General features: G+C 53.3%; 23 protein-coding genes. 16 read left to right on the top strand and 7 right to left on the bottom strand.

The window, feature by feature from the left end; all coding sequences use genetic code 11:
* The first annotated feature begins 62 nt into the window (after window positions 1-62).
* The 4 genes from MON40_RS00335 (at window position 63) to MON40_RS00320 (ending at window position 2,995) form a co-directional block, all read left to right on the top strand.
* Window positions 63-581 carry a DUF4189 domain-containing protein gene (locus MON40_RS00335; protein ID WP_003779596.1) on the top strand — a complete coding sequence of 173 codons (519 nt, stop codon included), beginning with the start codon at window positions 63-65 and terminating at the stop codon, window positions 579-581.
* An 87-nt stretch (window positions 582-668) separates the two neighbouring features.
* A complete protein-coding gene (locus MON40_RS00330) occupies window positions 669-1,199 on the top strand; it encodes a hypothetical protein (RefSeq protein ID WP_039863200.1) in 531 nt (176 codons plus the stop codon).
* Between the two features lie 115 nt (window positions 1,200-1,314).
* The gene (locus MON40_RS00325) at window positions 1,315-1,908 is read left to right on the top strand and encodes a hypothetical protein (protein WP_003779594.1); all 594 of its coding nucleotides are present in this window, start codon (window positions 1,315-1,317) and stop codon (window positions 1,906-1,908) included.
* Window positions 1,909-2,194: 286 nt separating this feature from the next.
* Window positions 2,195-2,995 (top strand): sulfite exporter TauE/SafE family protein, encoded by an 801-nt coding sequence (locus MON40_RS00320; RefSeq protein WP_003755764.1) that lies wholly within the window; start codon window positions 2,195-2,197, stop codon window positions 2,993-2,995.
* 97 nt (window positions 2,996-3,092) lie between these two features.
* On the opposite strand, the gene wrbA is transcribed toward MON40_RS00320, so the two are convergent.
* Window positions 3,093-3,695, bottom strand: a complete 603-nt coding sequence (gene wrbA, locus MON40_RS00315) for an NAD(P)H:quinone oxidoreductase (protein ID WP_003779592.1) — start codon at window positions 3,693-3,695, stop codon at window positions 3,093-3,095.
* Between the two features lie 146 nt (window positions 3,696-3,841).
* On the opposite strand from wrbA, the gene MON40_RS00310 reads away from it, so the two are divergent.
* From MON40_RS00310 to MON40_RS00300, 3 genes are all read left to right on the top strand, one after another.
* Window positions 3,842-5,074, top strand: a complete 1,233-nt coding sequence (locus tag MON40_RS00310) for a YihY family inner membrane protein (RefSeq protein WP_003779590.1) — start codon at window positions 3,842-3,844, stop codon at window positions 5,072-5,074.
* 94 nt (window positions 5,075-5,168) lie between these two features.
* Window positions 5,169-6,944 carry an extracellular solute-binding protein gene (locus MON40_RS00305; protein ID WP_039863197.1) on the top strand — a complete coding sequence of 592 codons (1,776 nt, stop codon included), beginning with the start codon at window positions 5,169-5,171 and terminating at the stop codon, window positions 6,942-6,944.
* Between the two features lie 345 nt (window positions 6,945-7,289).
* Window positions 7,290-8,741 carry a TIGR00341 family protein gene (locus tag MON40_RS00300; protein ID WP_003779587.1) on the top strand — a complete coding sequence of 484 codons (1,452 nt, stop codon included), beginning with the start codon at window positions 7,290-7,292 and terminating at the stop codon, window positions 8,739-8,741.
* A 53-nt stretch (window positions 8,742-8,794) separates the two neighbouring features.
* Here the strand turns inward: MON40_RS00300 and MON40_RS00295 are convergent, their stop codons facing one another.
* Window positions 8,795-10,708 (bottom strand): bifunctional chorismate-binding protein/class IV aminotransferase, encoded by a 1,914-nt coding sequence (locus tag MON40_RS00295; protein ID WP_039863195.1) that lies wholly within the window; start codon window positions 10,706-10,708, stop codon window positions 8,795-8,797.
* Between the two features lie 166 nt (window positions 10,709-10,874).
* Here MON40_RS00295 and ppk2 point away from each other — a divergent pair, with 166 nt between their 5' ends.
* Window positions 10,875-11,804, top strand: coding sequence for a polyphosphate kinase 2 (gene ppk2 / locus MON40_RS00290; RefSeq protein ID WP_003766403.1), 930 nt, complete (start codon window positions 10,875-10,877; stop codon window positions 11,802-11,804).
* Window positions 11,805-11,926: 122 nt separating this feature from the next.
* Here the strand turns inward: ppk2 and MON40_RS00285 are convergent, their stop codons facing one another.
* The 3 genes from MON40_RS00285 to MON40_RS00275 all read right to left on the bottom strand — a co-directional run bounded on the left by MON40_RS00285 (window position 11,927) and on the right by MON40_RS00275 (window position 14,970).
* Window positions 11,927-12,895: a YheT family hydrolase gene (locus MON40_RS00285; protein WP_003779582.1), complete on the bottom strand. Its 969-nt coding sequence runs from the start codon at window positions 12,893-12,895 to the stop codon at window positions 11,927-11,929.
* Window positions 12,888-13,556 carry a phosphatase PAP2 family protein gene (locus MON40_RS00280; RefSeq protein WP_003779580.1) on the bottom strand — a complete coding sequence of 223 codons (669 nt, stop codon included), beginning with the start codon at window positions 13,554-13,556 and terminating at the stop codon, window positions 12,888-12,890. The genes MON40_RS00285 and MON40_RS00280 overlap by 8 nt, the downstream gene beginning before the upstream one ends.
* Window positions 13,557-14,139: 583 nt before the next feature.
* The gene (locus tag MON40_RS00275) at window positions 14,140-14,970 is read right to left on the bottom strand and encodes an ATP-grasp domain-containing protein (RefSeq protein ID WP_003779574.1); all 831 of its coding nucleotides are present in this window, start codon (window positions 14,968-14,970) and stop codon (window positions 14,140-14,142) included.
* A gap of 412 nt (window positions 14,971-15,382) precedes the next feature.
* Between MON40_RS00275 and MON40_RS00270 the strand changes: the two genes are divergently transcribed.
* From MON40_RS00270 to MON40_RS00250, 5 genes are all read left to right on the top strand, one after another.
* Entirely contained in the window at window positions 15,383-16,498 is a 1,116-nt protein-coding gene (locus MON40_RS00270) for an ABC transporter substrate-binding protein (protein WP_003779573.1), read from the top strand.
* Between the two features lie 715 nt (window positions 16,499-17,213).
* The gene (locus MON40_RS00265; RefSeq protein WP_003779571.1) at window positions 17,214-18,260 is read left to right on the top strand and encodes a FecCD family ABC transporter permease; all 1,047 of its coding nucleotides are present in this window, start codon (window positions 17,214-17,216) and stop codon (window positions 18,258-18,260) included.
* 70 nt (window positions 18,261-18,330) lie between these two features.
* On the top strand, window positions 18,331-19,554 hold the full coding sequence (locus MON40_RS00260; protein ID WP_003755726.1) for an ABC transporter substrate-binding protein: 1,224 nt from the start codon (window positions 18,331-18,333) through the stop codon (window positions 19,552-19,554).
* Between the two features lie 12 nt (window positions 19,555-19,566).
* The gene (locus MON40_RS00255) at window positions 19,567-20,334 is read left to right on the top strand and encodes an ABC transporter ATP-binding protein (protein ID WP_003779566.1); all 768 of its coding nucleotides are present in this window, start codon (window positions 19,567-19,569) and stop codon (window positions 20,332-20,334) included.
* A 336-nt stretch (window positions 20,335-20,670) separates the two neighbouring features.
* Window positions 20,671-21,102 (top strand): plastocyanin/azurin family copper-binding protein, encoded by a 432-nt coding sequence (locus MON40_RS00250; protein WP_039863188.1) that lies wholly within the window; start codon window positions 20,671-20,673, stop codon window positions 21,100-21,102.
* A 79-nt stretch (window positions 21,103-21,181) separates the two neighbouring features.
* On the opposite strand, the gene MON40_RS00245 is transcribed toward MON40_RS00250, so the two are convergent.
* A complete protein-coding gene (locus MON40_RS00245; protein WP_003743316.1) occupies window positions 21,182-22,078 on the bottom strand; it encodes a LysR family transcriptional regulator in 897 nt (298 codons plus the stop codon).
* A 123-nt stretch (window positions 22,079-22,201) separates the two neighbouring features.
* Between MON40_RS00245 and MON40_RS00240 the strand changes: the two genes are divergently transcribed.
* The 3 genes from MON40_RS00240 (at window position 22,202) to MON40_RS00230 (ending at window position 24,182) form a co-directional block, all read left to right on the top strand.
* Window positions 22,202-22,603: a DoxX family protein gene (locus MON40_RS00240; RefSeq protein WP_003779563.1), complete on the top strand. Its 402-nt coding sequence runs from the start codon at window positions 22,202-22,204 to the stop codon at window positions 22,601-22,603.
* A gap of 96 nt (window positions 22,604-22,699) precedes the next feature.
* Complete coding sequence (locus MON40_RS00235; protein ID WP_003779562.1) at window positions 22,700-23,305, top strand: nitroreductase family protein; 606 nt, start codon at window positions 22,700-22,702, stop codon at window positions 23,303-23,305.
* Window positions 23,306-23,714: 409 nt separating this feature from the next.
* Window positions 23,715-24,182, top strand: coding sequence for a CinA family protein (locus tag MON40_RS00230; RefSeq protein WP_003779559.1), 468 nt, complete (start codon window positions 23,715-23,717; stop codon window positions 24,180-24,182).
* A 118-nt stretch (window positions 24,183-24,300) separates the two neighbouring features.
* Here MON40_RS00230 and MON40_RS00225 read toward each other — a convergent pair whose 3' ends face one another.
* Entirely contained in the window at window positions 24,301-26,139 is a 1,839-nt protein-coding gene (locus MON40_RS00225; protein WP_003779558.1) for an autotransporter assembly complex protein TamA, read from the bottom strand.
* Window positions 26,140-26,353 lie beyond the last annotated feature (214 nt).

The raw sequence follows: 26,353 nt of genomic DNA, 5'->3' as shown, positions 1-26,353 counted from the left end.
ATATCAGGTTCTTGCTTTAAGAAAGCAAAAAGAGATTACGACCAAACAAAGGAATAAGACTGATGAAAAAACTGCTTTTTATCTTTTTGGGGCTGGCGAGTTTTAATACTTATGCCGCCGACCCAACCTATGATGCAACTAAAGGCGCATTGCAGAATAATTCGGCATTGTGTGCATACGGCTACAATCCCAACTGCGCATCTCCCCGCCAGTCTCGGCAGCAGCCTACGGAAATCGTCAACATCAATGTCCCGTCCAAATACGGCGCATGGGCAATTAATCCTAAAACGGGTATTTCAGGCGGGGCACTCAATATGAATTCCCGTGCTGCCGCAGAAAAAGAAGCGATTAAAACCTGTGAACAGGGCGGGCGTAATGCACCGTGTAAAGTAGAGGCTTGGGTGAGAAACGGTTGTATCGCTGTTGCCCAGGGAAAATCCGGCAGCAAGTGGAAGTCCTTTTTTGGGACAGAAGCATCTCCCGGTCTGGCAGAACCGTCGGCATTAAGAAAATGTCGGGCTTCAGGGCTTCCGCAATGCGAAATTACCACGCCCGAAGGCTGCTCGTTGCCTAGATATTGACAGACAAAAGGTCGTCTGAAAGTTTTCAGACGACCCCTGTATATAAACTATTCATGATTTTCCCATCTGTTTTTTGAAAGTACCCATATGAAAAAAGCCTTTGTATTTTCTTTGCTGCTCGCCGGTTTGTCCGCTTCTGCCGCCGCGCAAAATCAAACCGGTGCGCCATCCGCTTCTGCGGCAGATAAAAAGCTTGCCGCCGAGTGCGGGCAATTGTTTAAAGACACCAATACTTTGGCGAACGGTTCGCTTTGTTATCGGGACAATAAAGAGACCGCCGAATATTTCAACCTTTTGTCTATGGTTTTGTTGTTTAACCATCCGAAAGTCGATCAGTGCCGACAATATCCGAAACTGGAGGAGGAATTCAAAAAACAAAGCTTTCACCATCTCGACGATAAGGAGTTGAAGCGCCTTTGCGCGGAAAGCCGAGAAGAACGCGACCGTTTGCGCCGTCAGGTAGAGGCGTATATGGACAGCAAGATAAAACAGTATGCGGAAGAAGAAGCGCCGCGCCGAGGTATTCCCGTTGACGAATTGCTGCGTAAAACCGTTGCCGAAGAAACCGAACGCCGCGCCAAAGCCGATGCCTTTATCCGTCAGAAGGATGGCAGATAAGGACGGAAGGGGTCGTCTGAAAACTTCGGGCATGAATGTACTGCGTTCCGACATTCCGACATTCATGCATTCATGCTTTATTTGAAAATATCATTCCGGTTTAAAAGGAAAAACCATGAAACAATCTGCTTTAGGCTTACTTGCTTTGATTTTATCTTTTTCAGCCGCCGCGCAAGAGCCCGCCGTCAGTTTGAATACGGAGCAGGTCGAACATTGCCGGCAAATGCTGCAAGATACGGCGCTGATTGAGGCTACGGCGAATGTATGCGGCGGGGACAATGAGGACATCAAAGACTATGCTGGGCATTTATACTCTTTGTACATGGCTGCCGATCCGCAAGCCTTGCAATGCGTCAATTACAGCATGGCGATGAAAAAAGCGGGGAAACCGCTGCCTCATTACGGCTATTCCCCCGAGCAAGACAGCAAACAATATTGCGCCCAAAGCCGCAAAGAACGCCATCTTGCCCAACAACGCGCCGAGGCTTTGGTTGAAAAAGAGCTGCCGAACATTGCCCGCAAAGTCTCCGAAGAATCGAATGCGCTTTATCAAGAGCATCAAAAGCAATTGGCGCAACGACAAAATACAGAACCGGACAACTGGGAAAAACCGAAATCTTCCAAGCAAATCTTGAACGAAATGCGCGAACAACTGACAGCCAGCCGTAAAAAAGCGGAAATTGCCCGCCGGAAAATAGAAAAACAGTAACGAAGTTTCGGACAATACGGACAGACGGTCTGCCCTGACCGGATACAAGAAACCCGCTTTTTGAAGCGGGTTTTTATTTTGGAATCGATTAAGGTTTTCAGACGACCTTTTAGCAGAAGAAACTAATTGAAGCAGTTAACTGATTTTTGGTTTATTTTTACAAAAATAAATAGTGTTGACAATTTTTATGGTGGTAATTAATGTACTGATACTTTATTTGAAGCTTTAAACGGTCCTGCGTGCTGCTGCATACAAAAAATTAAATTTAATCAAGAGGAAACAATCTATGGAGCAATTATTTATTCCCGGCAGTATCATTGCCGATTATTTTTATCTCGGTCTTTTCCTGCTGGTTGCCGCGTCTTTGATTGCGGGCTATGTCGATGCTATTGCGGGCGGAGCCGGGCTGATTTTGATTCCCGCGTTTTTGATGGTCGGCTTGCCGCCGCAGGTCGCGTTGGCACAGGAAAAATTGGTGAGTACCATCGGTACGGTGGCTGCGATTAAAAACTTTATGAAAAGCAGTTCGATTGTATGGCGCATTGTGCCGGTCGGCATTGTTGCGGCTTTAATCGGGGCGTTCGTCGGTGCGAAAGTCATTCTGATTCTGCCTGTGGAAACCATCAATTACATCATTCTTGCGTTTTTACCCATAGGCTTGCTGGCAACTTTGTTCAAAGGCGTTTTGCTGAAAAAAGACGATGAACGCGGCGAGATAAAAAAATCTGCCGTCGCTGTCTTTTTAACTTGTCTGATTGTTGGTTTTTATGACGGTTTTTTCGGACCGGGCACGGGCAGCATTTTCATTATCGCTTTGTTTGTCATCAACAAATTGTCGTTGTTGCAGGCTTCGGCTACTTCTAAGATTTTTAATTTTGCTTCCAATATCGGGGCATTCGTCGCTTTCTTGATAGCGGGGAAAATGGCGTTCCTAATCGGAATCCCGATGATTTTGGCAAATTTGTTGGGCAACCATTTCGGCAGCCTCCATGCTATTAATTCAGACGGGGAAATCATCCGTAAGGTTTTGGTCGTAACGGTTTTGCTGATTATTGCTTCGATGGCATATAAGGCTTTTTCGGCTTGACGGATAGATGTTGATAAAAGGTCGTCTGAAAACTTGGAAATCAGGTTTTCAGACGACCTTTTAGTTTTTGGCAGATTGGATTTCTAAACTGCCCGCCTTAAGCCAACTTGACGGCGAGTTCTGCCAGCCGTTTGCCTTGTGCGAAGGCGATGTCGTTTTCTTCGGCGGTCAGGACGGGTTTGCTGTCGTGTCCGGCGACGTGGGATGCGCCGTAGGGGGTGCCGCCGCTTTGGGTGCTACTGAGGGCGGCTTCGGTGTAGGGGATGCCGCTGATGATCATGCCGTGGTGCAGGAGGGGGAGCATCATGGTGAGGAGGGTGGTTTCTTGTCCGCCGTGCTGGGAGGAGGTGCTGGTGAAGACGGTGGCGGGTTTGCCGGCGAGTTCTGCGCCGAGCCACAGGGGGATGGTGCCGTCGATGAAGTATTTCATGGCGGCCGCCATGTTGCCGAAGCGGGTGGGGCTACCTAGGGCGAGGGCGGCGCAGGTTTTGAGGTCTTCGGCGGTGGCGTAGGGTGCGCCGCTGTCGGGGATGTCTTTTTCGACGGCTTCGCAGACGGTGGAGACTTTGGGGACGGTGCGCAATACGGCTTCGCAGCCTGCGACGCTTTCGATGCCGCGTGCGATTTGGCGGGCGAGGTTGAGGGTGCTGCCGTTTTGGGAGTAGTAGAGGACGAGGATTTTGAGGGGATTTGGGTTCATTTGGGTATTCCGTTACAATGGGGTTGATGGGAAATGGGTGTTATAGTGGATTAACTTCACTAAAGCTGTGTTTTCAGACGACGTAGAGTGCGCTGCGGCGTTTTCTGTTTTTTTATTTTTAATTGGTTATTTTTTCGGGAAAGATTATGCCGTTTTTAAAGTGGTGGCAAGGTTTGTTGGGTAGTAAGGCGTTTGCGTTTGCGTGGTTTGTGGTCCGGCGTTTTGATGAGGAGCGTGTGCCGCAGGCGGCGTCGAGTATGACGTTTACGACGCTTCTGGCTTTGGTGCCGGTGTTGACGGTGATGGTGGCGGTCGCTTCGATTTTCCCTGTGTTCGACCGTTGGTCGGATTCTTTTGTGGCGTTCGTCAATCAGACTATTGTGCCGCAGGGTGCGGACATGGTGTTTGATTATATCAATGCGTTTCGCAATCAGGCGGGGAAGTTGACGGCGATCGGCAGTGTGATGCTGGTGGTGACGTCGCTGATGCTGATTCGGACGATTGATAATGCGTTTAACCGGATTTGGCGGGTCAATTCGCAGCGGCCTTGGATGATGCAGTTTTTGGTGTATTGGGCGTTGCTGACGTTTGGGCCGCTGTCTTTGGGCGTGGGGATTTCTTTTATGGTCGGGTCGGTGCAGGATTCTGCGTTGGCTTCATTTGCGCCGCAATGGGTGGTGGGGTTACTTCAAACCTTAGGTACGCTGTTTTTTGCCACGCTTTTGCTGTGGGGGCTGTACCGTTTTGTGCCCAACCGCTTCGTGCCTGGGCGTCATGCGTTTATCGGGGCTTTGGTCACGGCGTTTTGCTTGGAAACGGCGCGTTTCCTGTTTGCTTGGTATATGGGCAATTTCGACGGCTATCGCTCGATTTACGGGGCGTTTGCTGCTGTGCCGTTTTTCTTGGTGTGGCTGAATTTGCTGTGGACGCTGGTGTTGGGCGGTGCGGTGCTGACTTCGTCGCTGTCTTATTGGCAGGGCGATGCGTTCCGCAGGGGATTCGATTCGCGCGGGCGGTTTGATGATGTGTTGAAAATCCTGTTGCTTTTGGATGCGGCGCAAAAAGAGGGCAAAGCTTTGCCTGTTCAGGAGTTCAGACGACATATCAATATGGGCTACGATGAATTGGGCGAGCTTCTGGAAAAGCTGGCGCGACACGGCTATATCTACAACGGCCGTCAGGGCTGGGTGTTGAAAACGGGAGCGGATTCGATTGAGTTGAGCGAACTCTTCAAGCTCTTTGTTTACCGCCCGTCGCCTTTGGGAAGGGACCATGTGAACCAAGCCGTCGATGCGGTGATGACTCCGTGTTTGCAGACTTTGAACATGACGCTGGCAGAGTTTGACGCGCAGGCGAAAAACCGGCAGCAGTCTTCTTGAGGATTTTGAAACACACAAAAGGTCGTCTGAAAACGGTTTTCAGACGACCTTTTGCTATAATCGGACTTCATCGTCCCGTTCGGTTTGGAAACTCATGAAAACGCTCGTCCTGCTGCTGCTTTCCTTCTCCACTGCCACCGCTTTTGCCGCATACGGTTTGGGTTTAGGGCAGGCACCGAAATATCCCGCCGACTTTCGCGCCTACGAATACGTCAATCCCGACGCGCCCAAAGGCGGCGTGTTTTCCCTGCCGATACAGGGCGGCTTCGATACGTTCAACCCGTTTACCCTCAAAGGCGACAAAGAAGCCGGCGTCCTCAATCTGACCGTGGACATGCTTACGGACAACAGTTGGGACGAACCTTTCTCCATGTACGGACTATTGGCGGAAGACTTTTCACTTGCCGAAGACGGACTGTCGGCAACATTCAGGCTCAACCCGAAAGCCAAATTCCACAACGGCGACCCCGTGCTTGCCAAAGACGTAGCCGCCTCCTTCCGCCTGCTCACCCAAGACAAAGCCGCCAATCCCTTCTACCGCATATACTGGAGCGATGTTGCCAAAGTCGAAACGCCCGACGACAGGACAGTCGTTTTCCGCTTCAAACAGCGCAATGCCGAATTACACATGGCATTAGGGCAACTGCCTGTATTTTCTCATAAAAGCTATCCCGAAGGGCTGGAAAAAGGCGCAAACAAAATGCCCATCGGCTCCGGCCCCTACCGCTTCGTCAAAGCAGACATCGGGCGCATGAGCGAATACGCGCGCGACAAAAACTACTGGGCGCAAAACCTGCCGACCCGCAAAGGCAGATATAACTTCGACACCGTCCGCTTCAAATATTTCAAAGACGACAGCGTCCGCCTCGAAGGCCTCAAAGCCGGACAATACGACTTCGTTTACGAAAACATCGCCCGAAAATGGGCGCGGGGCTATTCCGACGAAATGCTCGCCAAACGCGGCATGGGCAAGCACGAATGGATACAGAAAAGCGACGCCGGCATGCAGGGCTTCGTCATGAACCTGCGCCGCGCCCCGTTCGACAACATTCTCGTGCGGCAGGCGATGGTCGAGAGCTTCGATTTTGAAAGCATCAACGCGCGTATTTTCTACGGCGCATACCGCCGCAGCAACAGCTTCTTCACCAACAGCGAGATGGCGGCGACAGGCAAACCGCAAGGCGCGGAACTGAAACTGCTCCAGTCCCTCGGCAACACCCTCGATCCCGCCGTCCTGAACCAACCCGTCCCCGAGCCGCCTCAAACCGACCCGAAAACAGGCATACGCCCCAACCTGCTCAAAGCCCGCGCACTCTTGGAAAAAGCAGGCTACCGCTATAAAAACGGCAAACTGACCGACAGCCAAGGCAAACCCCTGACCTTTGAGTTCCTGACCGCCTCCAAAACCTACGAACGCATTACCGCCAAATGGCAGCGCGACCTCGCCAAAATCGGCGTAACCATGAACATCCGCGTTACCGACCCCGCCTTATACCAAAGGCGGCTCAACGATTTCGACTTCGACATGACCATTACCGTCTATGCCAACAGCGAAAGCCCCGGCAACGAACAATACGATTATTTCGGCTGCGAAGCCGCCAAAATCCCCGGCAGCCGAAACCTCGCCGGCGTGTGCCGCCCCGAAGTCGAAAAGCTGCTCAAACATTTCGGCAGCTTTACCAACCGAGAAGAGCTGAAAACCACCTCCCGGGCACTAGACCGCACCATCCGCCACCAATACATCATCGTCCCCGCCTGGTACGCCGACCGCTACCGCGTCGTTTACCGCAACAACCTCGGTATCCCGCAACAACTGCCGAAATATTACGACCCGGTATTTTTTTCGCTGAGTAGCGGGTGGTGGAAATAGGAGGAGTGAGCAGATAAAAGGTCGTCTGAAAACGGATACGGCAGCAATGCGTAGCGTGGGTTCTACCCACAAAATGAACGCCAATTCGGCTGTTGTTTGATTTGGTTGTTGGATGATTGCGGTTGTCAGACGGTGGCTTTCGTGGGCAAAGCCCACGCTACTCGTTGCCGCAAGGCAACTTGTCCCTTCCCCGTCCGGCGGGGGAAATTTGCGTACGTATGCTAATATATTGCGAGAATTGTGCCTGTCAGATTTAGCCGTAATGGCAAGGCATTATTTCATTACTCAAAAATTCTCTATGAATTAGATATTTAAAATAAAATATTAAAATTTTAGGATACGCACATGCAAGATCAGGAAGAAAGTAAAAATCAGGAAATACAAGAAAAGCAGGAACAAGAAGACAAGGGTGCCATGACCAAGTTGCAAGATGTGTTCAATCTTGCGCATGACCAAGCTCATCCCGATAAGATCGATGCCACTATCCGTGCCAATACTCGGGTGTCCGGAACGAATATGTGGGTATTGATGTTTGCCATTGCTGTGGCGAGTATCGGTCTAAATGTAAACAGCACGGCGGTAGTGATCGGAGCGATGTTGATTTCCCCGTTGATGGGGCCGATCGTCGGTATGGGTTACGGTTTGGCGGTGGGCGATACTGCGCTGATCCGCCAAGCGGTGCGCAATATTATGGTATTCGTCGCCATCAGTTTGGTTACTGCTACACTGTATTTTCTATTAACCCCGCTTAAAGAGGCGCAAAGCGAGCTTTTGGCGCGTACTCAGCCGACCCTTTGGGATGTGTTGATTGCCTTCTTCGGCGGTAGTGCGGGCATTGTGGCGCTGACCCGAAAAGAAGGAGGCAATGCCATACCGGGTGTGGCGATTGCGACCGCATTGATGCCGCCCCTGTGTACTGCGGGCTACGGACTGGCACATGGCAACTGGCAATATTTTTTCGGCGCTTCATATCTTTTTGCCATCAACTGCGTGTTCATAGCTTTTTCGACCTTGTTGTTTTCCAAACTGCTCAAGCTGCCGCGCAGGGGGTTGGTAACGGAATCCAAACGCCGGTTGCAAAGTATCATGATTACTGTTGTCGTGTTGGCTGTGATGATTCCGAGCGGCTATATGGCATCAGGACTGGTGCGCCAGGAACTGTTCAACACAAAAGCCAATGCCGCGATCACCGCCGCGCAGCAGCAGGAAAGTTTTTTTGTTCTTCGTAAGATATTGAACTACAAGGAAAATAAAGTCGGTCTGATTGTCAACGGAACGGGTAATGCCGAGAAAATCATCGCCCTGTTGGAAAAAAGCCTTAATGCGTCGGGGGTAAAAGAGCCGGAGGTGAACGTGGTTTATGCGGGAGGGGATGGTGCCAAAATCGAAGAATTGCTGGCAAGCCGAAACAATCCGGTTCAGCAGCAAAATGAACTGAAAGAGCAGCAGGCCTATATCGATACCGTGCTTGCGGGCAAAACTGCCGATACCGCCGGTGCTGACGATGCAGCGGTACTCAAGGAATTAAAAGCCCAATATCCGGAAGCGGAAAAAATCGTTGTCGGACGCGGCTTGGTTTGGGAGAAAGCGCAAACAGAGCCTGTTTCCGAGCAGCCTGAAAGCGGCAAAAATACTAAATCGGAAACAGGCGAACATGACGATATTGTCGTGGTTTCGCTCGAATTTAAGGAGTCTTTGCCTGCCAAAGACCGCGAACGCTTACAGGCGTGGTTGAACCAGCGTTATGAGGGTAAGGCCGTGCGCATGTTTGTGAACACTCAAGTTTCAGATATATAACCCGTTTCACAAATACTCCGCCTGTCGGCTTTATCCGTTTTCAGGAAATAATTTTATTCTTTAACGACCAAATCCGCCTCAAACACGCCCCTCAAGGCGTTGGAGAGGCGGATTTCTTCGGTGTGTTCCAGCATGTCGCGGGTGATGTGCGTTTCGATGACTGCGTTTGCGCCCAAGTAGGTTTGCGGCTGCTGCAACACGGCTTGGCGCATGACGCCGTTGAGGATGTCCAAATCCAGAGACGGGGTGAGCCATTGCCCTTGGTATTTGATGAATACGTTGCTTCTGCCGCCTTCGAGCAGGAGGCCGTCTGAATTGAAAAACAGACTGTCAAACGCGCCTTGTGTTTCGGCGGTTTGCCATGCTTGGTCGTACAGGGCGCGGCGGGTGGTTTTGAAGCGGCGCAGGTAGTCGCGGCGCGGGAGGGTTTGCGGGGCGGGGATGACGCGCTGCGGGGCGGACAGCTCGGCGGTGGCGGCATGGCTGAGGATGAGGCCGTCTGAAACGAGTTCGGCTTTCAAGCGGAAGAGGCCGTCGGGCAAGTCGGCGATGTATTGCCGGATTCGGGTTTCGCCATCGTCGGGCAGGGGCAGGTTGAGGGCTTGGGCGGAGGTTTTCAGACGACCTAAATGTAGGTCGAGCAGGCGGCATTGCCTGCTTTCCACGCGCATGGTTTCGAAGATGCCGAAGGCGGGGCGCAATTCGTTGAGGAAACGGGCTTTCCAGCCGCATTCGCGATATTCGGCGGCGGGGTCGCTGTCGATGACGATGCCGGAACCGACGCCGTATATGCCTTGATATAGTGGATGAACTTTAAACCGGTACGGCGTTGCCTCGCCTTGCTGTGTCTGCGGCTTCGTCGCCTTGTCCTGATTTAAATTTAATCCACTATCTAGGTCGTCTGAAAATGGAAGGTCGTCTGAAATCGGGTCTGAAACGGGTTTGAGCGATAAGGTGCGGATGACGACGTTGAATATGCCTTCAAATCCCAGTCCACCTTCACATGGTTTCAGGTAGCCGATGCTGCCAGTGTACAGGCCGCGCGGTTCGGCTTCGAGCGATTCGATAATCTGCATGCTCATGCGTTTGGGTGCGCCGGTGATGCTGCCGCAGGGGAAGGCGGCGCGGAGGATGTCGGCGGCGGTAATGTGCGGCAGAGCTTGGGCTTGGATGGTGCTGGTCATCTGCCAGACGCTGCCGAAACGCGATACTTTAAACGGCTCGGGCACGCATACTTTGCCGGTTTGGGCGATTTTGCCGAGGTCGTTGCGCAGCAAATCGACAATCATCACGTTTTCGGCGCGGTTTTTCGGGTCGGCTTGCAACTCGGCGGCGCGGCGTTCGTCTTGACCGTCGCCCAAAATCGGCGCGGTGCCTTTCATCGGCTCGGTGCTGATGGTGCCGTCCGCACCGATTTTGAGGAAGAGTTCGGGCGAGAAACACAGCGTCCACGCGGATTTCCCTGCCGCATCGGGCAGGTGGGACAAGACGGCATAGGGGACGGGCTGGCGCAGGCGGCGGTAGAGGCTGACGGGGTTGCCGTAGGCTTGCAGGTGCAGGCGGGTGGTGTAGTTGATTTGATAGGTGTCGCCGCGCCGGATGGCTTCGTGGATTTGGCGGATGCGGTCGAGGTAATCGGCTTCGGATACGGAGGATTGCGGTGTGGAAATACCGGCGGGGAGGTCGTCTGAATTTTGGGCAAGCCAGCTTGCGGCATCAATGTCGGCGCAGTCGGCAAACCAGTGCAGGGCAAGATTGCCGCCGCGTTCGGAATCCATCCCCATCAGCGGCAAACCGAATTCGTAGTCTGCAAACAACACCGAATGCAACCCCTTTTGCCAGCCCTTTTGCAGCGTATCGTCTAGCGAATCCAGTTCGTTATGATGGAAAAGGCGGCTTTCCACATGATTTTGATAGAGTTTTGCGCGGCCGCTCACGGCATCGTCAAACAGAGCGAAATAGGGCATGGCTGTGGTGCAAATAGTCTGATTATACGCCGTTTTTACACAAATTAGCAGACCGCGCCGAAAAAAATGGGTCAGTGTAATTTTATGTAGTCCGCTGAGGGGCAAAGGAGTAGAATCAAACCATACCACACCATATCATTTCAAACTTAATCAATAAGGAGACCCTATGGCAGATCATCAGTTAGAACCGTTCGAAAACGTTGAATTGGGCGAAAAGCAAGACCAGTTGCAAGTTTTCGAAAAAGCCGTTTTGGAACACGAAGGACGCGGTACGGACGAAGATTCCGGCAGCGCACCGCTTCCCGCCAATTACCCCTACAAACAACGTATGCGCCGCGCCGCATACGAGAAAGAAAAACAAAAGCTGCAAATCGAATTGCTGAAAGTGCAAAGCTGGGTCAAAGATTCCGGCCAACGCATCGTCAGCCTGTTTGAAGGCCGCGATGCCGCAGGCAAGGGCGGTACCATCAAACGCTTTATGGAACATTTGAATCCGCGCGGCGCGCGCGTTGTCGCACTGGAAAAACCGACTACTACCGAACGCGGCCAATGGTATTTCCAACGCTACATCCAAAACCTGCCGACCGCGGGCGAAATGGTCTTCTTCGACCGCTCATGGTACAACCGCGCCGGCGTAGAGCGCGTGATGGGCTTCTGCGAACCCAACGAATACCTGCTCTTCATGCGCCAAACCCCTGAATTGGAACGCATGCTCGTCGCCAGCGGCATCCACCTCTTCAAATTCTGGTTCTCCGTATCCCGCGAAGAACAACTGCGCCGCTTCATCTCCCGCCGCGACGATCCCCTGAAACACTGGAAACTCTCCCCCGTGGACATCCAGTCGCTCGACCGCTGGGACGACTACACCGAAGCCAAAAACGCCATGTTCTTCCACACCCACACCGGCGACGCGCCTTGGGTCATCATCCGTTCCGACGACAAAAAACGCGCCCGCCTCAACTGTATCCGCTATTTCCTGCATCAGTTGGACTATCCGGGCAAAGACGTGAAAGCCATCGGCAAAGTGGACGAAAAAATCGTCCTTGTCCCCGATACGCGCTACAAAGAGAAAACCGTCGATATCGGTCACGACTGATTGAGTGGTCAGCCGTTTGAGCAGTAAAAAGGTCGTCTGAAAACCTGAAATATAGGTTTTCAGACGACCTTTTGTTTGTCTCAACCGTTTGCCTCAACGCAACGCCGACAGGTTCGGGAACACTATTCAAATTGTGCGAAATAAGACAATACGGTTTGCGGCAGCCATTGCAGGTTCAGACGACCCCCGTCGCGGCTGACGAAGCCGACGTGTCCGCCGTGTTCGGGCTGCAAAAGCGTGACGGACGGAGACACTTCGTCCGCATTCGGCAGGGCTTCGGGCGGCAGGAAGGGGTCGTTGACGGCGTTGAGCAGCAGCAAAGGAACGGCTACCGTTTTGAGCCAAGGTTTGCACGAGGCGCGGCGGTAATAGTCGAAACGGTCGGCGAAGCCGTGCAGCGGCGCGGTAAACGTATCGTCGAAGTCACCCAGCGTTTTGCATTTTTTCAACAGGGCGGCGACATCGCGGTCGGGATGGGCATTCTGCAAATCGGCAACGTCGCGGGCTTTGGGCAGTAACGAGTTCAAAAAATAACGGGTATATAACAGGCGCGACATGCCTTTGTCGAAACGCGTACCCGCCAGCGTCGCATCGACCGGCGCGGAAATGGCGGCGGCGGCGCGGGGCAGCGCATTGCTGCCTTGTTCGCCCAAATATTTTGCCAAAGCATTGCCGCCGAGCGAAACGCCTGCCGCATAAATGACGGGATAACGTGCGGCAAGCGTGTCGAGCATAAAGGCGATTTCGGGCGTATCGCCCAAGTGGTAGAACACGGGCGCGGTATTGGGGATGCCGCCGCAACTGCGGAAATGGGCGATCACGCCGTTCCAGCCTTTGTCTTGTACCGCGCGCATCAACTCGACCGCGTAATGGCTGTGGCTGCTGCCTTCCAAGCCGTGAAACAAAACCACCAGCGGCGCGTCGGGATTGGGGCTGTCGACAAAATCGTAGGCAACTTGTGCTTTGCCGGTGCTGTCGGGCAGCAACTCGCGCCGGTAAGCGGGGGAAGGGCGTTGCAGGAATTTGGCAAAGATGGTGTCGGCATGACCGTTGCGCAGCCAAAACGGCGTATTGGGCGATATATTATTCATAATCTGAAGATATTTGGGAGACGGCAGGGTCGTCTGAAAGATAGCGGCCCCTGAACACGAAATAATAAACCAACAACGCAGTCAGCGTGCCGTTTGTCCAGCCCGCCCAAACGTCGGTCGGGTAATGCACGCCCAAATAAACACGCGAAAAGCCGGTACTCAGGGCAAAGGCAATGCCGATCAGCCACGCGACACGCCGATAGGGCGTCTCGCTGCACAACATAATCATCATGACGGCGATGGCGGCGGAAAAGGTACTGTGTCCGCTGGGAAACGAAAAATTAGTCTCTTCAATCATGCGCGGCCAAAACAGCGGCCGCGGCCGCTCGAACCAATCTTTAATCAACAGCATATTCAGCGTCGGTATCAAGGCGGCGCTCACGCAAAACAACGCGCCACGACGGTTGCCGACCCGATACAGCCACCATGCCGCGATGCCGATTAAAGGTACGGCGATGGCGGTTTTGCCCAAATAATGCAAAACAGTGGCAATAGGGAAAAAGCCTTCGCCGATGTTATGGTGGACCCACATCATCAAAGGTTTTTCAAATTCAAAACCGCCGTGCGTGTGCAAACGGACGGCAATCAACACCGCCAAAGGCAAAAATACCACACCGGCTATGAGCGCCGTGCGGCGGAAACGGATATGAAAATTGTGCATAAATCAAATAAAAATAGAGATTTGGAAAAGTTTTCCTGTTAATGAGCCATGTTTGATAAAAAACATCCGAAAGTGATAGTGCTTTTTATTGATTGTTGATAATTATTGCCTTTTTCTTACTGATAAATTAGGTAAATACACAAAGTAACTATTCTGACAATGCTATTCTAAGCGCCCGGCAAAGCGGTTCAATATAGTGGATTAACTTTAAATCAGGATAAGGCGAGGCAACGCCATACGGGTTTAAAGTTAATCCACTATAAAAGGGTATCCGCGTAAAGCCGCCAACTGCCTTACGGTACGCCATGATACCGATCGGCAGTATCAATAATAAACACAACAGCAAACATTTCGGAGGCTATATGTCAATTTTGTTTTTAAATTTAATCATGATCATCAGTTTGGTATCCATCGTCGCACTCGCCGCAGTCTGGATGGGAGAGCCCAAATTGTAATACCGATCAAAGGTTGACTGCCGAACGCAGTCGGTTTTCTAAAAAGGTCGTCTGAAAACAAGCATAGCACGGTTTAAAACCCGCTACCTTTGTTTTCAGACGACCTTTTTTGCATTAATTCTTTATCATCAACCCGCGATAACGCGCTTCACCGCCTGCACCATATCGGCAACCGCATTTTCAGCGGTATGCAGGTAAAGGGCGGGTTCGACGAGTTCCAATTCGTTGAGCAGTAACCTGTCGCCGATCAGCGTCCCATCTATGCGGGCGTATGCCGGTATTTCAGGCAGCATGGACAATATCTGCCGTGCGGTTTCGATTGCTTTTTCCGGTGGCGCGGCGGGGCTGACGGCGACGCCGTAGGCGGAATTGGCGCGCCATTCGCCTTGGGGCGGCATACGCAGTACGGCATGGCTGAAATGCCCGTCAAAAAACACCAGCGAGGTTTCGCCCGCCGTTTCGATTTCGCGGATATAAGGCTGGACGATGACGCCTTGCGGATAATCCCCCGCCTTCAACGACACTTCTCCCGCCCTGATTTTCGCCACGCCGCGCCCGCTCTGCCCGATAACGGGTTTGACGACCGCTTCCCGCCAGCCCCGATTCTCTAAAATGTCTTCCAATTTTTCGTTTTCAGACGACGTCTGCACGCTCGGAATCACGTCTGCTCCCCATTCTGCCAAATCGCACAAATAACGTTTGTCCATGTTCCAACGCATCAGCCCGACGGGGTTGATAAACCTTTGCCCGCACGCTTCCGCTTCGGTCAGCCACTGCCCAAACGCTTCAGGCTCCGCCGCATAATCCCATGCGCACAAAGGCAGGATGAAGGCGGATTTCGGGCGGTTTTGCCAAGGCGCGAAGGCGGTGGGTATGCCGTCCCGTGTCAGCGCGTCCGCCAGCGGCAGCAGGTTGGACGGCAGCTCGGGGTAGGTGAGGCAGGTGGTAATGGTCAGCATGGCGGACTTTCGAAAAATGAAATGACAGAATATTGACAAGGAGTGATGTCTTTGTTTGATGTTTCAGACGACCTTTTATAGTGGATTAACTTTAAACCGGTACGGCGTTGCCTCGCCTTAGCTCAAAGAGAACGATTCTCTAAGGTGCTGAAGCACCAAGTGAATCGGTTCCGTACTATCTGTACTGTCTGCGGCTTCGTCGCCTTGTCCTGATTTAGTTAATCCACTATATCGGGCAAACGGCAGGCGTCGTCTGAACAATAAACACCATCACGCTTGTAATAAAAACTTCCCTGAATAACGGAACTTTTCCGTTTATTTTAAATCCATTAGGCTCGCATTAAAAATAAGAAAGATTCTTATTCATATTTAAATCAGATATAACATTATTTATTAAAAGGATTTTACTCTAATGAAACTGTCGCGCTTCTCCTCCCTTGCCCTCGCCGCCGCATTGGCATTCGGCACTGCCGCCGTCCATGCCAAACCGGTTCAGATTACCGATGTCAACGGCCGCAAAGTAACCGTCGACCTGCCCGCCAAACGCGTGGTTTTGGGCTTTTATTATCAAGACTACATGGCCATCGGCGGCAAGGACGCGCTGAATAATGTGGTCGGTTTCTCCAAAGCGGTTTGGTCCGACTGGGCGCCGCCGAGCTGGGCGGCGTTCAGCAAAGCCGTGCCCAAGCTGAACCAGCTTGCCGACGTGGGCGAGGTGGAAGTCGGCACGTTCTCCGTTGAAAAAGTATTGGCATTGAAACCCGATTTGCTGATTTTGGCGGACTGGCAGTATAAAGCCTTGGGTTCCGACCTCGACCGCATCAACAAGGCGGGTATTCCGATTGTGGTGTTGGACTACAACGCGCAAACGGTCGCCAAACACGTTCAATCGACCAAACTCATCGGCACGCTGACCGGTCAGCAGCAAAAAGCGGACAAGCTGGCGGCAGACTACAAACGCATCGCCGACACCATCCAAGCGCGCGTGAAAAAAGCCAATCTGCCCAAGCCTAAAGTGTATGTCGAGTTCGGCAACAAAGGTCCTGCGGAACACAGCGTCACCTTCGGCAAGAGCATGTGGGGTTCGATGGCGACGCTGGTCGGCGGCAACAATATTTCCGCATCTTCGGTCGAGTTCTACGGCCCGATCAATCCCGAAAAAGTCCTCGCCGCCAAACCCGACGTCATCGTGATTACCGGCCGCGAAACCGAATTGAAGAAAAGCCCAACCGCTATGGTGATGGGTTGGGGCATTCCGAAAGCCGAAGCGGAAAAACGCTTGGCCGGTTTTGCCAAACGCGCCGGCTGGGCGAACCTGCCTGCGATTAAAAACAACCGCCTCTACGCCGCCTACCACGCCAACTCGCGCACGCTTTCCGACGGCGCATCGATTCAATTTATGGCCAAAGCGATTTATCCGCAGTTGTTCAAAGACTTCAATCCTGAGAAAACTTATACCGACTTCTACCGCCAAAACCTGCCGGTCGTGCCGAACGGTACGTTCTACCTGTATCCGAAAGGGCAGTAAGGCGGGCTTATGGGTTTCAGACGACCTTTTTATGCGGAAGGTCGTCTGAAAATAGCGTGGGTTTTGTCGGGTAAAGTTTGCGGAAATGATGGCGAACGGTATGGGGGATCCCTGTTTTCGTGGGCGAAGCCCACGCTACGAATTTCCGTCGTGCCGCGCGGGGAGCTTCAGGCGGGGTTGATTGTTGTGGCCCTCTCCCTAACCCTCTCCCACGGGGAGAGGGGATCAGATAACTAAAGTCCGACCATTGTTGTGATTCCCTACAATTTGCTCCCTCTTTTATGGGGATTAGCATTTGCAGAAATGATGGCGAATGGTATGGAGTTCTCTGTTTTTCGCGGGCGAAGCCCACGCTACCACTTCACGTCGTGCCGGACGGGGAGTGTCAGGTGGGTTTGACTGTTGCGGCCCTCTCCCTAGCCCTCTCCCACGGGGAGAGGGAACAGATAACTGAAGTCCGACCATTGTTTTGATTCCCTACAATTTGCTCCCTCTCTCACGGAGAGGAGGAATCGGATGACTGAAGTCCGACCATTGTTGTGATTCCCTGCAATTTGTTCCCTCTCCCCGTGGGAGAGGGCTAGGGAGAGGGCAAAGCCGTTTGGAACGCCGTTATCCCGATTTTCAAAAAACACCCTTCAAAACGGATACAGATATAAAGAGATTGTCGGACATGAATATCCGATCTTGTTCCCTAATTTCAAAGGCTTAAAAAATGAATGATTCGGTTGTCGCCGAGATTGTGAAAAACCAGCGCAAGTTGGAAGGCAAGCGTTGGTTGATTGTTTTGATGTTTTTAATCATCGCATCGGTCAGCTTCTTATTCGACATCGCCACCGGTCCGGCGATGACGGACACGCTGCCTGTCGGCGAAGTGGTCAATGTTTTGCTGGGCAAACCCGAAGTCGATGAAATGAACCGCCTGATTGTGATGGATTTGCGCCTGCCGATTGCGGTGATGGCGCTGGTAGTCGGTGCGGCTTTGGGCGTCGGTGGGGCGGAGATTCAGACGCTGTTGAACAATCCGATGGCCAGCCCTTATACGCTGGGTTTGGCGGCGGCGGCGGGTTTGGGCGCGTCGGTAGTGATTGCGTTCGGCGGTTTCGGGCTGCCTGAAACGGTCGCCGTCCCCATCGGCGCGTTTGTGATGACCATGCTGGCTTCGGGTATCTTGTTTCTGTTTGCCTCGGCGCGCCGCTTCAACTCGGCGATGTTGGTGCTGGTGGGGATTGCGCTTTTGTTCCTGTTTCAGTCGATTTTGTCGCTGATTCAGTTTATCGCCGCGCCTGAGATTTCGCAGCAGATTTTGTTTTGGCTGTTCGGCAGCCTGACCAAGGCGACTTGGGAGACGGTTGCGGTTACGGCGGCGGTTACGGCGGTGTGCGTGCTGTTGCTTTCGCGTGATGTGTGGAAGCTGACCGCGCTGCGTTTGGGTGAAGAACGCGCCGTCGGGCTGGGCATCAATCTGCAACTTTTGCGCCTGAAAACGCTGGTGCTGGTGGCGGTGATGACGGCGACGGCAATCAGTTTCGTCGGCGTAATCGGCTTTATCGGACTGGTCGCGCCGCATGTGGCGCGGATTCTGCTCGGTGAGGACCAACGCTTTTTCCTGCCCGGCGCGATGCTGACAGGGGCGGCGTTTTTATCGGTCGCCAGCGTGTTGTCCAAGGTGATTATCCCGGGTGCGCTGTTTCCGGTGGGGATTGTTACCGCGTTTGTCGGCGTACCGTTTTTCTTTTGGATTGTATTGTCCAAGCGGTAAGTTTTTTCGGACGGTCTTTTGTTGCGACGGGGTCGTCTGAAACTGTTTTTTTATTTTACAGAGAGAACCAATGAAACCTATTTGCCGTATTTTAACCGCTGCCTTGTTCAGTCTTGCCGTGCAGGGTGTTTGTGCCGAAGTGAAAACGCTTACCGACGTACGCGGGCGCGAAGTGCGGGTCGATGTGCCTGCCAAACGTGTGGTGCTGGGCTTTTATTATCCTGATTATATTGCCGTATCCGGTGTCGATAAATTTGACAATGTGGTCGGTATTTCGCGCGAATTTTGGGAGAAATTCAACTCCGGCAGTTGGTCGCTCTACCGCGCCAAAATCCCTTCGCTGCAAAACATCGGCGACATCGGCAATGTGAACGCCGGTACATTTTCGTTTGAGAAAACCTTGGCAATGAAACCCGATGTGGTGGTGTTGGCGGATTGGCAGTATGACGTGTTGAAAGAAGAAATGCCGCGTTTCGAAAAAGCCGGCATTCCGGTGGTTGTGGTCGATTTCAATGCGCAAACGGTCGAACGCCATACCGCCAGTGCCAAACTTTTCGGCGAAATCGCCGGTACGCCGGAGCGTGCAGGGCAGATTGCCGGCGAATACGCCCAAGGCATAGCCGACATTCAAAAACGCGTGGCCGAAGCGGGCAAGCCCAAGCCGAAAATCTATATCGAGTTCGGAGACAAGGGTCCTGCCGAACATAGCTTTACTTTCGGCAAAAATATGTGGGGTGCGATTGCCGATACAGTGGGCGGCGACAATATTGCCGCAGCCTTCATCAAAGACTGGGGGGCGATTAATCCCGAGCAGTTTCTTGCCGCCAAGCCCGACGTTGTGATTATTTCCGGCACCGAAGCCGGACTGAAGCAGCCGGCGGCAATGGCGATGGGCATCGGCATCGAAGCCGCCGAAGCGCAAAAACGCTTACAGGGTTTCATCCGGCGTGCCGGTTGGGCGGAAATTCCCGCTGTCCGAAACGGCCGTGTGTTCGGCATTTACCATACTGCTTCGCGTTCGCTTTCCGATTTGGCATCCGCCCAATTTATCGCCAAAGCGTTGTATCCCGAAGCCTTTGCCGATGTGAATCCGGAAGAGACCTACCGTGAATTCCACCGTAAATACCTGCCGGTCGAGCCGAAGGGTACTTTCTTTATCCGTTTGGGTTGCGACGGTTTGGAAGACTGCAACAAACAAGCGGCTGCCGACACTGTTGCGGCATCAGCCGAAACCGTCGCCGAACCGTCACTATGGCAACGTATTAAAAACTGGTTTGCCGCCCTCTTTGCTTAAAGGTCGTCCAAAATGCTCCGACTGGAAAACGTACATATCCGACGCGGCGATTATGTGGTCGCCGACAGTATCGATTTGACGCTGGAACAAGGCAAAGTCTATTCCGTGCTCGGCCCGAACGGTACGGGCAAATCCTCGCTGATGAAAACGATTTTCGGCGAAGTGGCGCACAAAGGCACCATCCGCTACGGCGACGAAGCGTTGAGCAAAATCCACCTGCAAAGCTGGCGCAAACGCATAGGCTATATGCCGCAGGACACCGCCGCCGAAGCCTCGCTGACCGCACTGGAAGTCGTGTTGCTCGGCCGCATGGACGCGCTGCACATGCACGTCGGCGACGAACTGCTGCACGAAGCCGCAAGTATCATGGCGGAGCTAGGCATCGGCCATCTGGCGCACCGCGACGTCATGCGGCTTTCCGGCGGACAGCGGCAGCTCGTCATGTTTGCCCAAGTCATGCTGCGCCGCCCCGAAATCCTGATGCTGGACGAACCGGTCAGCGCGCTGGATATGCACCATCAACTCAATCTTTTAGAACGCGTGGTGCAATACACGCACGAACACAATCTGGTTACGCTGATGGTGTTGCACGATTTGAGCCTCGCCGCGCAGTTTTCAGACGGCGTGATTCTGCTCGGCGAAGGCAAAGTACAGGCGCAGGGCGCGCCGCAGGACGTGTTGCAGGCGGACATGATAGGCAGGCTGTATAAAGTGGACATCGAACTTTTGTACGACAGCAAAGGCCTGCCCGTTATCCGCCCGATGCGGCAGAGTGCGTAACTTAACCGCCGCCGTCATTCCAATGGATTCCCGCCCGCGCGAGGATGACGACGGTTGACAATCAACAATCCGCTCCTGAAATGTCGGATTTGAGCATCCGGCCTGTGGACTCCCTGCAACTTATCCCCTCTCCCGCGGGAGAGGGTTAGGGAGAGGGCGGTAAGCCCAAGGCTTACCTCTTAGACTCATCAGCCCGTCCCATATTTTTTATAGTGGATTAACTTTAAACCAGTACGGCGTTGCCTCGCCTTGCCGTACTATTTGTACTGTCTGCGGCTTCGTCGCCTTGTCCTGATTTAAATTTAATCCACTATATCCTTAGAAAGGACTCCCTCCATGAAAAAATCCCTCTTCCTCCTGATGCTGACCGCTTCCCTCGGCGCATACGCCGCCAACCACGAAATCAAAATGCTCGACAACGGCAAAGACGGCAGCATGGTGTTCGAACCCGGCTACGTCAACGCCAAAGTCGGCGACACCGTAACCTTCAAAGCCGCCAACAAAGGCCACTGGGTGCAAAGCAAAGCCCTGCCCGACGGCGTTGCCGACTTCCTCTCCGAAGACGGCAAAGACTTCACCCTCAAACTCGACAAAGAAGGCGTATACGTCTATACCTGCCCGCCGCACCGCATGATGAACATGAGCGGCGTGATTCAGGTCGGCAAACCGGTGAACAAAGCCAAAGCGCAAGCCGTTGTGGACGAACTGGAAAACCGCGCCATGCAGAGCAAAGGTCGTCTGAAAAAATACATGCAGCAGGTCAAATAAACCGCCGCACAAACAAAAGGTCGTCTGAAACCGCTTTCCCGTTTTCAGACGACCTTTTGCTAATCTTCATCCCCAATCCTCATTCCCCTTCCGCCGAAATCTTCTCGTTCAGGAAATCGATAAAACTGCGCACCTTCGCGCTCAAAAACGCCCTGTCCACATAAACCGCGTTTAATTGCTCGGTCCGCACCCGATATTCCGGCAGCAGGCTGACCAACCTGCCTTCCTTCAAATCCTGTCTGGCAGACCACAGCGGCTGATAGGCGATGCCCGCGCCCGCCCTGACCAATTCGCGGATCATCAGCGTATTGTCGCTTTGAATCACCGGATTGAGCGTCAGAATACTTTTTTCGCCCGTTTCCCGATGGGTGATTTCCAAATTGCGCTGGTCGGTGTAGGTCGGCAGGATGGCGGGATGGCGCATGACCTCTTCGGGCGTTTGCGGTTTGCCGTGTTTAGCCAGATATTCGGGCGAGGCAAGCAAAACGAATTGGATTTGCGCCAGCGGCTTGACGATAAGCGAGGGCGACAGGGTTTTTGCCACGCGCAAGGCGAGGTCGAAGCCTTCGGCAATCAAATCGACGTGGCGGTTGTCGAGCACCAAATCGAGCGTGACTTCGGGATAGCGTTCGCGGTATTCCGCCAGCCAAGTGCCGATTAAATTGCCCGCAAACCAAAGCGGCATGGTTACGCGCAACATGCCCTGCGGCGTGTCCGCCCCGCCTGCCGCCTTTTGCGCGGCGGTGTCGAGCGTGTCGAGCGCGTAGCTGCATTGGCGGTAGTATTCTTCGCCCGCTTCGGTCAGGTGGAGGTTGCGGCTGTTGCGGTGCAGCAGCTTGGCCTTAATTGAATTTTCCAGATGGCTGACGTGTTTGCTCGCCATCGCGGTGGAAATATCAAGCTGCTCGGCGGCGCGGGTGAAGCTGCCGCTTTGGACGACTTGGCGGAAAACTTTGAGGCTGAACAGGGTATCCATGTTTTCTTTTAGGGAAACGTTGTATCAATAAAAGAAGTATATATCTACCGGCAGTAATTATCTATACTGCACAGATAAGATTAGTTTTCATTTAACCCCCGCATTTTTGATAAGGAGAACCCCATGTCTGCAACCTGCGCCCGTATCCAACCCATTTTATTGTCCGTTTTGCGTATCGTAACCGCCTACCTCTTCCTCCTGCACGGTACGTCGAAATTCTTCGGCTTCCCGACATCCATGGGCAGCGGCTCGCCCGAAGGCTTGATGTTGGTGGCAGGCATTTTGGAAATCGCCGGCGGCATCCTGTTGATTCTCGGACTGTTCACCCGTCCCGCCGCCTTCATCCTGTCCGGTCAGATGGCGGCTGCCTATTTCATGGCACACGCCTCCCAAGGTTCGGCGCTGTTCCCGCTTGCCAACGGCGGCGAATCGGCAGTATTGTTCTGCTTCGTGTTCCTCTATCTGGCAGCAGCCGGCGGCGGCTCATTGGCATTGGACAACCTGTTCGGCAAAGACAAATCCTGATAGACCCAAAGGTCGTCTGAAAACAAGCAAAGCGGGTTTTACGAATAGATTTCCAAACCCGCCAACCGATTCAACATCAATCAAAGGAAAAACAAAATGACTTATCAAACCTTACAACAAGCGGCCGAAACCCGCCGTTCCATTTACGCGCTGAACAAAAACCTGCCCATCAGCAACGAAGAAATCAGCGAAATCGTCAAACATGCCGTTTTGCACACACCTTCTTCCTTCAACTCGCAATCCACCCGCGTCGTCGTCCTCTTCGGCGAAGAACACGGCAAAGTGTGGCAATTTGTTGAAGACGCTTTGCGCGCCATCGTGCCTGCCGAACAATTCGAGCCGACCGCGCAAAAATTAAACCTGTTCAAAGCAGGCGCGGCGACCATTTTGTTCTTCGAAGACCAAAACGTCGTCAAAGGCCTGCAAGAGCAATTCCCTTCTTATGCCGCCAACTTCCCCGTTTGGGCGGACCATGCGAACGCGATGACGCAATACGCCGTCTGGACGACGCTTGCCGCCGCCGGCGTGGGCGCGAACCTGCAACACTACAACCCGCTGCCCGACGCCGCCATCGCCAAAGAATGGAACCTGCCCGAAAGCTGGCTTCTGCGCGCGCAAATGGTTATCGGCGGCATCGAAGCACCTGCTGGTGAAAAAGCCTTCGAGCCTGTGGAAAACCGTTTGAAAGTGTTCGGCGCATAATTGCCCGTCAAACAAAAAAGGTCGTCTGAAAACCAACTTCGGTTTCAGACGACCTTTTGTTCAAATGGGCAAGGCTTAGGATAAACCAATCCGCAGCGTGGGCTTTGCCTGCGATCTCCCACCCGAACATCCGAATCCAATTATCCCTGTTCATCCGTGGGTAAAACCCACGCTACGGGTGACCGGCGGTTTGGCGGATAGGGCAAAGCACAAAAGGTCGTCTGAAAAATTGGGATTCCGGTTTTCAGACGACCTTTCGCCCACTCTCTGCAATCCTTCTATAGTGGATTAACTTTAAATCAGGACAAGGCGAGGCAACACCGTACTGGTTTAAAGTTAATCCACTATATAATAGGGTCTCCACCCAACCCCATATTTCGGGGAAACCCGCCCAGCGAAAGGACATCCCATGACCGCCCTGCAAACCATAGCCGAACACCTCACCCGACACCGCCAAACCGTCACCTGCGCCGAATCCTGCACCGGCGGCCTGCTGGCGGGCGCGTTCACCAGCATTGCGGGCAGCTCGCAATGGTTTCATCAAAGTTTCGTCACTTACAGCAACCAAGCCAAAGAAGAACGCCTCGGCGTCATGCCCGACACGCTGCTGCAACACGGCGCGGTCAGCCGCGAAACCGTGTACGAAATGGCGCGCGGTGCGAAAGCCGTCGCCCAAGCCGACTACGCCCTCAGTATTTCCGGCATCGCAGGCCCGGGCGGCGGCAGCGCGGTGAAACCTGTCGGCACGGTTTGGTTCGGTTTGTCCACACCAACCGAATCATTGGAACAGATGCAAGTCTTCAGCGGCGACCGCGAAGCCGTCAGAACACAAGCCGTCGAGTTTGCCCTCAATCTTTTGGCAAAACATTTAGCCTGAGTTTTTTGTCGGCTGCGAATCCGTTGGCTTTTGAAAATCCGATGTATGCGGTTTTCACATACCACATAAAAAAGCAGGGATGCCATCAAGCACCCCTGTTTTTTGTTTTCAGACGACCTTAAAACCTTGTGCCCAAACTGATGTGCCAACGGAGTTTTTTGTCTTGGTGTCCGTAGGCGACGTCGAAGGAGAACGGGGCGACGGGGCTGAACCAGCGCACGCCGAGGCCGGTACCGTGTTTCATGCTCATGCGTTTGAAGTTGCCTGCGGCATCGCCGACATCGTGGAAGACGGCACCGGATACGCTTTTGGTAATCGGGAATTGGTATTCGAGGCTGCCGACCAGTAATGCCCTATCGGGGAGGACGGAATTGTTCGGACCTGCCAGACCGATGCTGTCGAGTTCGTAACCGCGTACGGAAGAGGCGCCGCCGGTGCGGAACATGAGGCTGGAAGGTACGTCTTCGCCTTCGCGGGCATAAACGTAGCCTGCCTGCCCGCGGACGATGAAGGTGCCGAGTTTTTTGTTTTCGGGTGTGTAGAAATAGCCTGCGCGGGCGGTGGCGCGCGCCATGGTGGTGGAGGACAGGAAGTTGCCCAGTGTTGCGCCGATTTTGCCGTCGAGGTAGTAGCCGTTTTCGGGACGCAGCTCGGTTTCGATGTTTTGGCGTTTCCACGAGGCGGTCAGCATGGTGGCGTGGCTGCGGCCGAGGTCGTAATTGGTATTGGGTACTTTGCGGTCTTCGGTAATGAATTCGATACCGAGGCGCGATTCGATGCCGTTGCGGTCGCGCACGCGCCAAATACCGCTGGTCAGGGCGCGTTTTTCAAGGTTTTGGGTGGTCGAGCGGTTGTAGGACGTGTTGGTCGTCCAGTATTTGCCTTCGCTGTTGCGCGGCTGGCTGATACCGGCGGCGAGGGTGGTTTCATATTTGTCCATGTCCCAAACGACGGAACCGATGTAGCCTTTGTTGAAGAGGTTGTAGTAGTCGTAACCGATGCGTCCGCCGAGGCCGTATTCGGAATCGTAGCGGATACCGGTTTCGAGTTTGTGGCGTTTGACTTCGGTGACGTTGACTTTGACGGGCACGCGGTCACCTTGGAGGCGGTCGAAGTCGGCTTGAACGGATGCGCCGGAGTAATGTCCGTTTTGTTCGAGCGCTTGTTGGAAGTCGAGCAAGAGGTCGAGGTCGTAGGGCGCGCCGGGTTTGAAACGTGCCAGGCCGGCGACGACGTTTTCGGGATAGCGGCGGGTGCCGGTGATTTCAAAGTCGCCGAAATAAATGGGGCGGTTGCTTTCGACGGTAACGTTCAGATCGGCAGTGTTGTTGTTGGGATTGACGGTGGCTTGGCTGTTGCTGAGTTTGGCAAGCGGGTATTTTTTGCGGGTTACTGCGCTGAGGACGGAGGTTTTGCTGCCGCTCCAGCCGTCTTGGTCAAAGTATTCGCCAACGGGCTGCTGCCAGTTTGCCATGGCTTTTTGGTAATACTCGGCAAGGTTGTTGTCTGACAGGATGTCGCCGAGGATGGCGACGCTGACGTTGTCGATTTTGGTGCGCGGGCCGGGATTGACGGCGACGGTGTAGCTCGAACCGTTGTCTTGGACGTTGACGTTGCCGTTGAAATAGCCTTTGGTTTTGAGCATGGTTTTGACGTTGTCGGGCGTTTCTTCGGCGAGGAAGCCGACCTGCTCTTTATCCAATTCTTCGTCCTGCTGCTGGGTAATCAGCGGCAGGTATTCTTCGAGCATGGATTTGACTTCGCTGTTTTTGGTTTCGATTTTGACGGGAAACTTGGGCGTCAGTTTGCCTGCTTTGGCAGCCTGCTCGGATTGCCCGCCCTGCTTGAAGCCGGGAATCGGTTCGTAGTCTTCGGCACGCGGCAGATCGGCTGCGGTTGCGTGTCCGTAGGCAAGGGCGAGTGAGGCAATCAGGATGGGCGAAGTCAGTCTGGTCATGGCAAAAAATGTTTCAACGGCAGAAGGGTTCTAAATTCTACCATTATTTTCAATCGGGTTTAAAACCCGCCCGAGACGGAGGGGTCGTCTGAAAAGGCGGATACCAAAAAACACATTTACCCATTCAATACAAAAAATCAGGCACAAACTGTCCGACAAGTCCAAAAACAGAGCATTTTCCGCCACAACAATCGATTTGATATGTAAACCTGCG

This window comes from Neisseria macacae ATCC 33926, assembly GCF_022749495.1.
GTDB lineage: Bacteria > Pseudomonadota > Gammaproteobacteria > Burkholderiales > Neisseriaceae > Neisseria > Neisseria macacae.
Note: the sequence above shows the minus strand (reverse complement) of the source record. Positions and strands in the feature narration are given on the sequence as shown.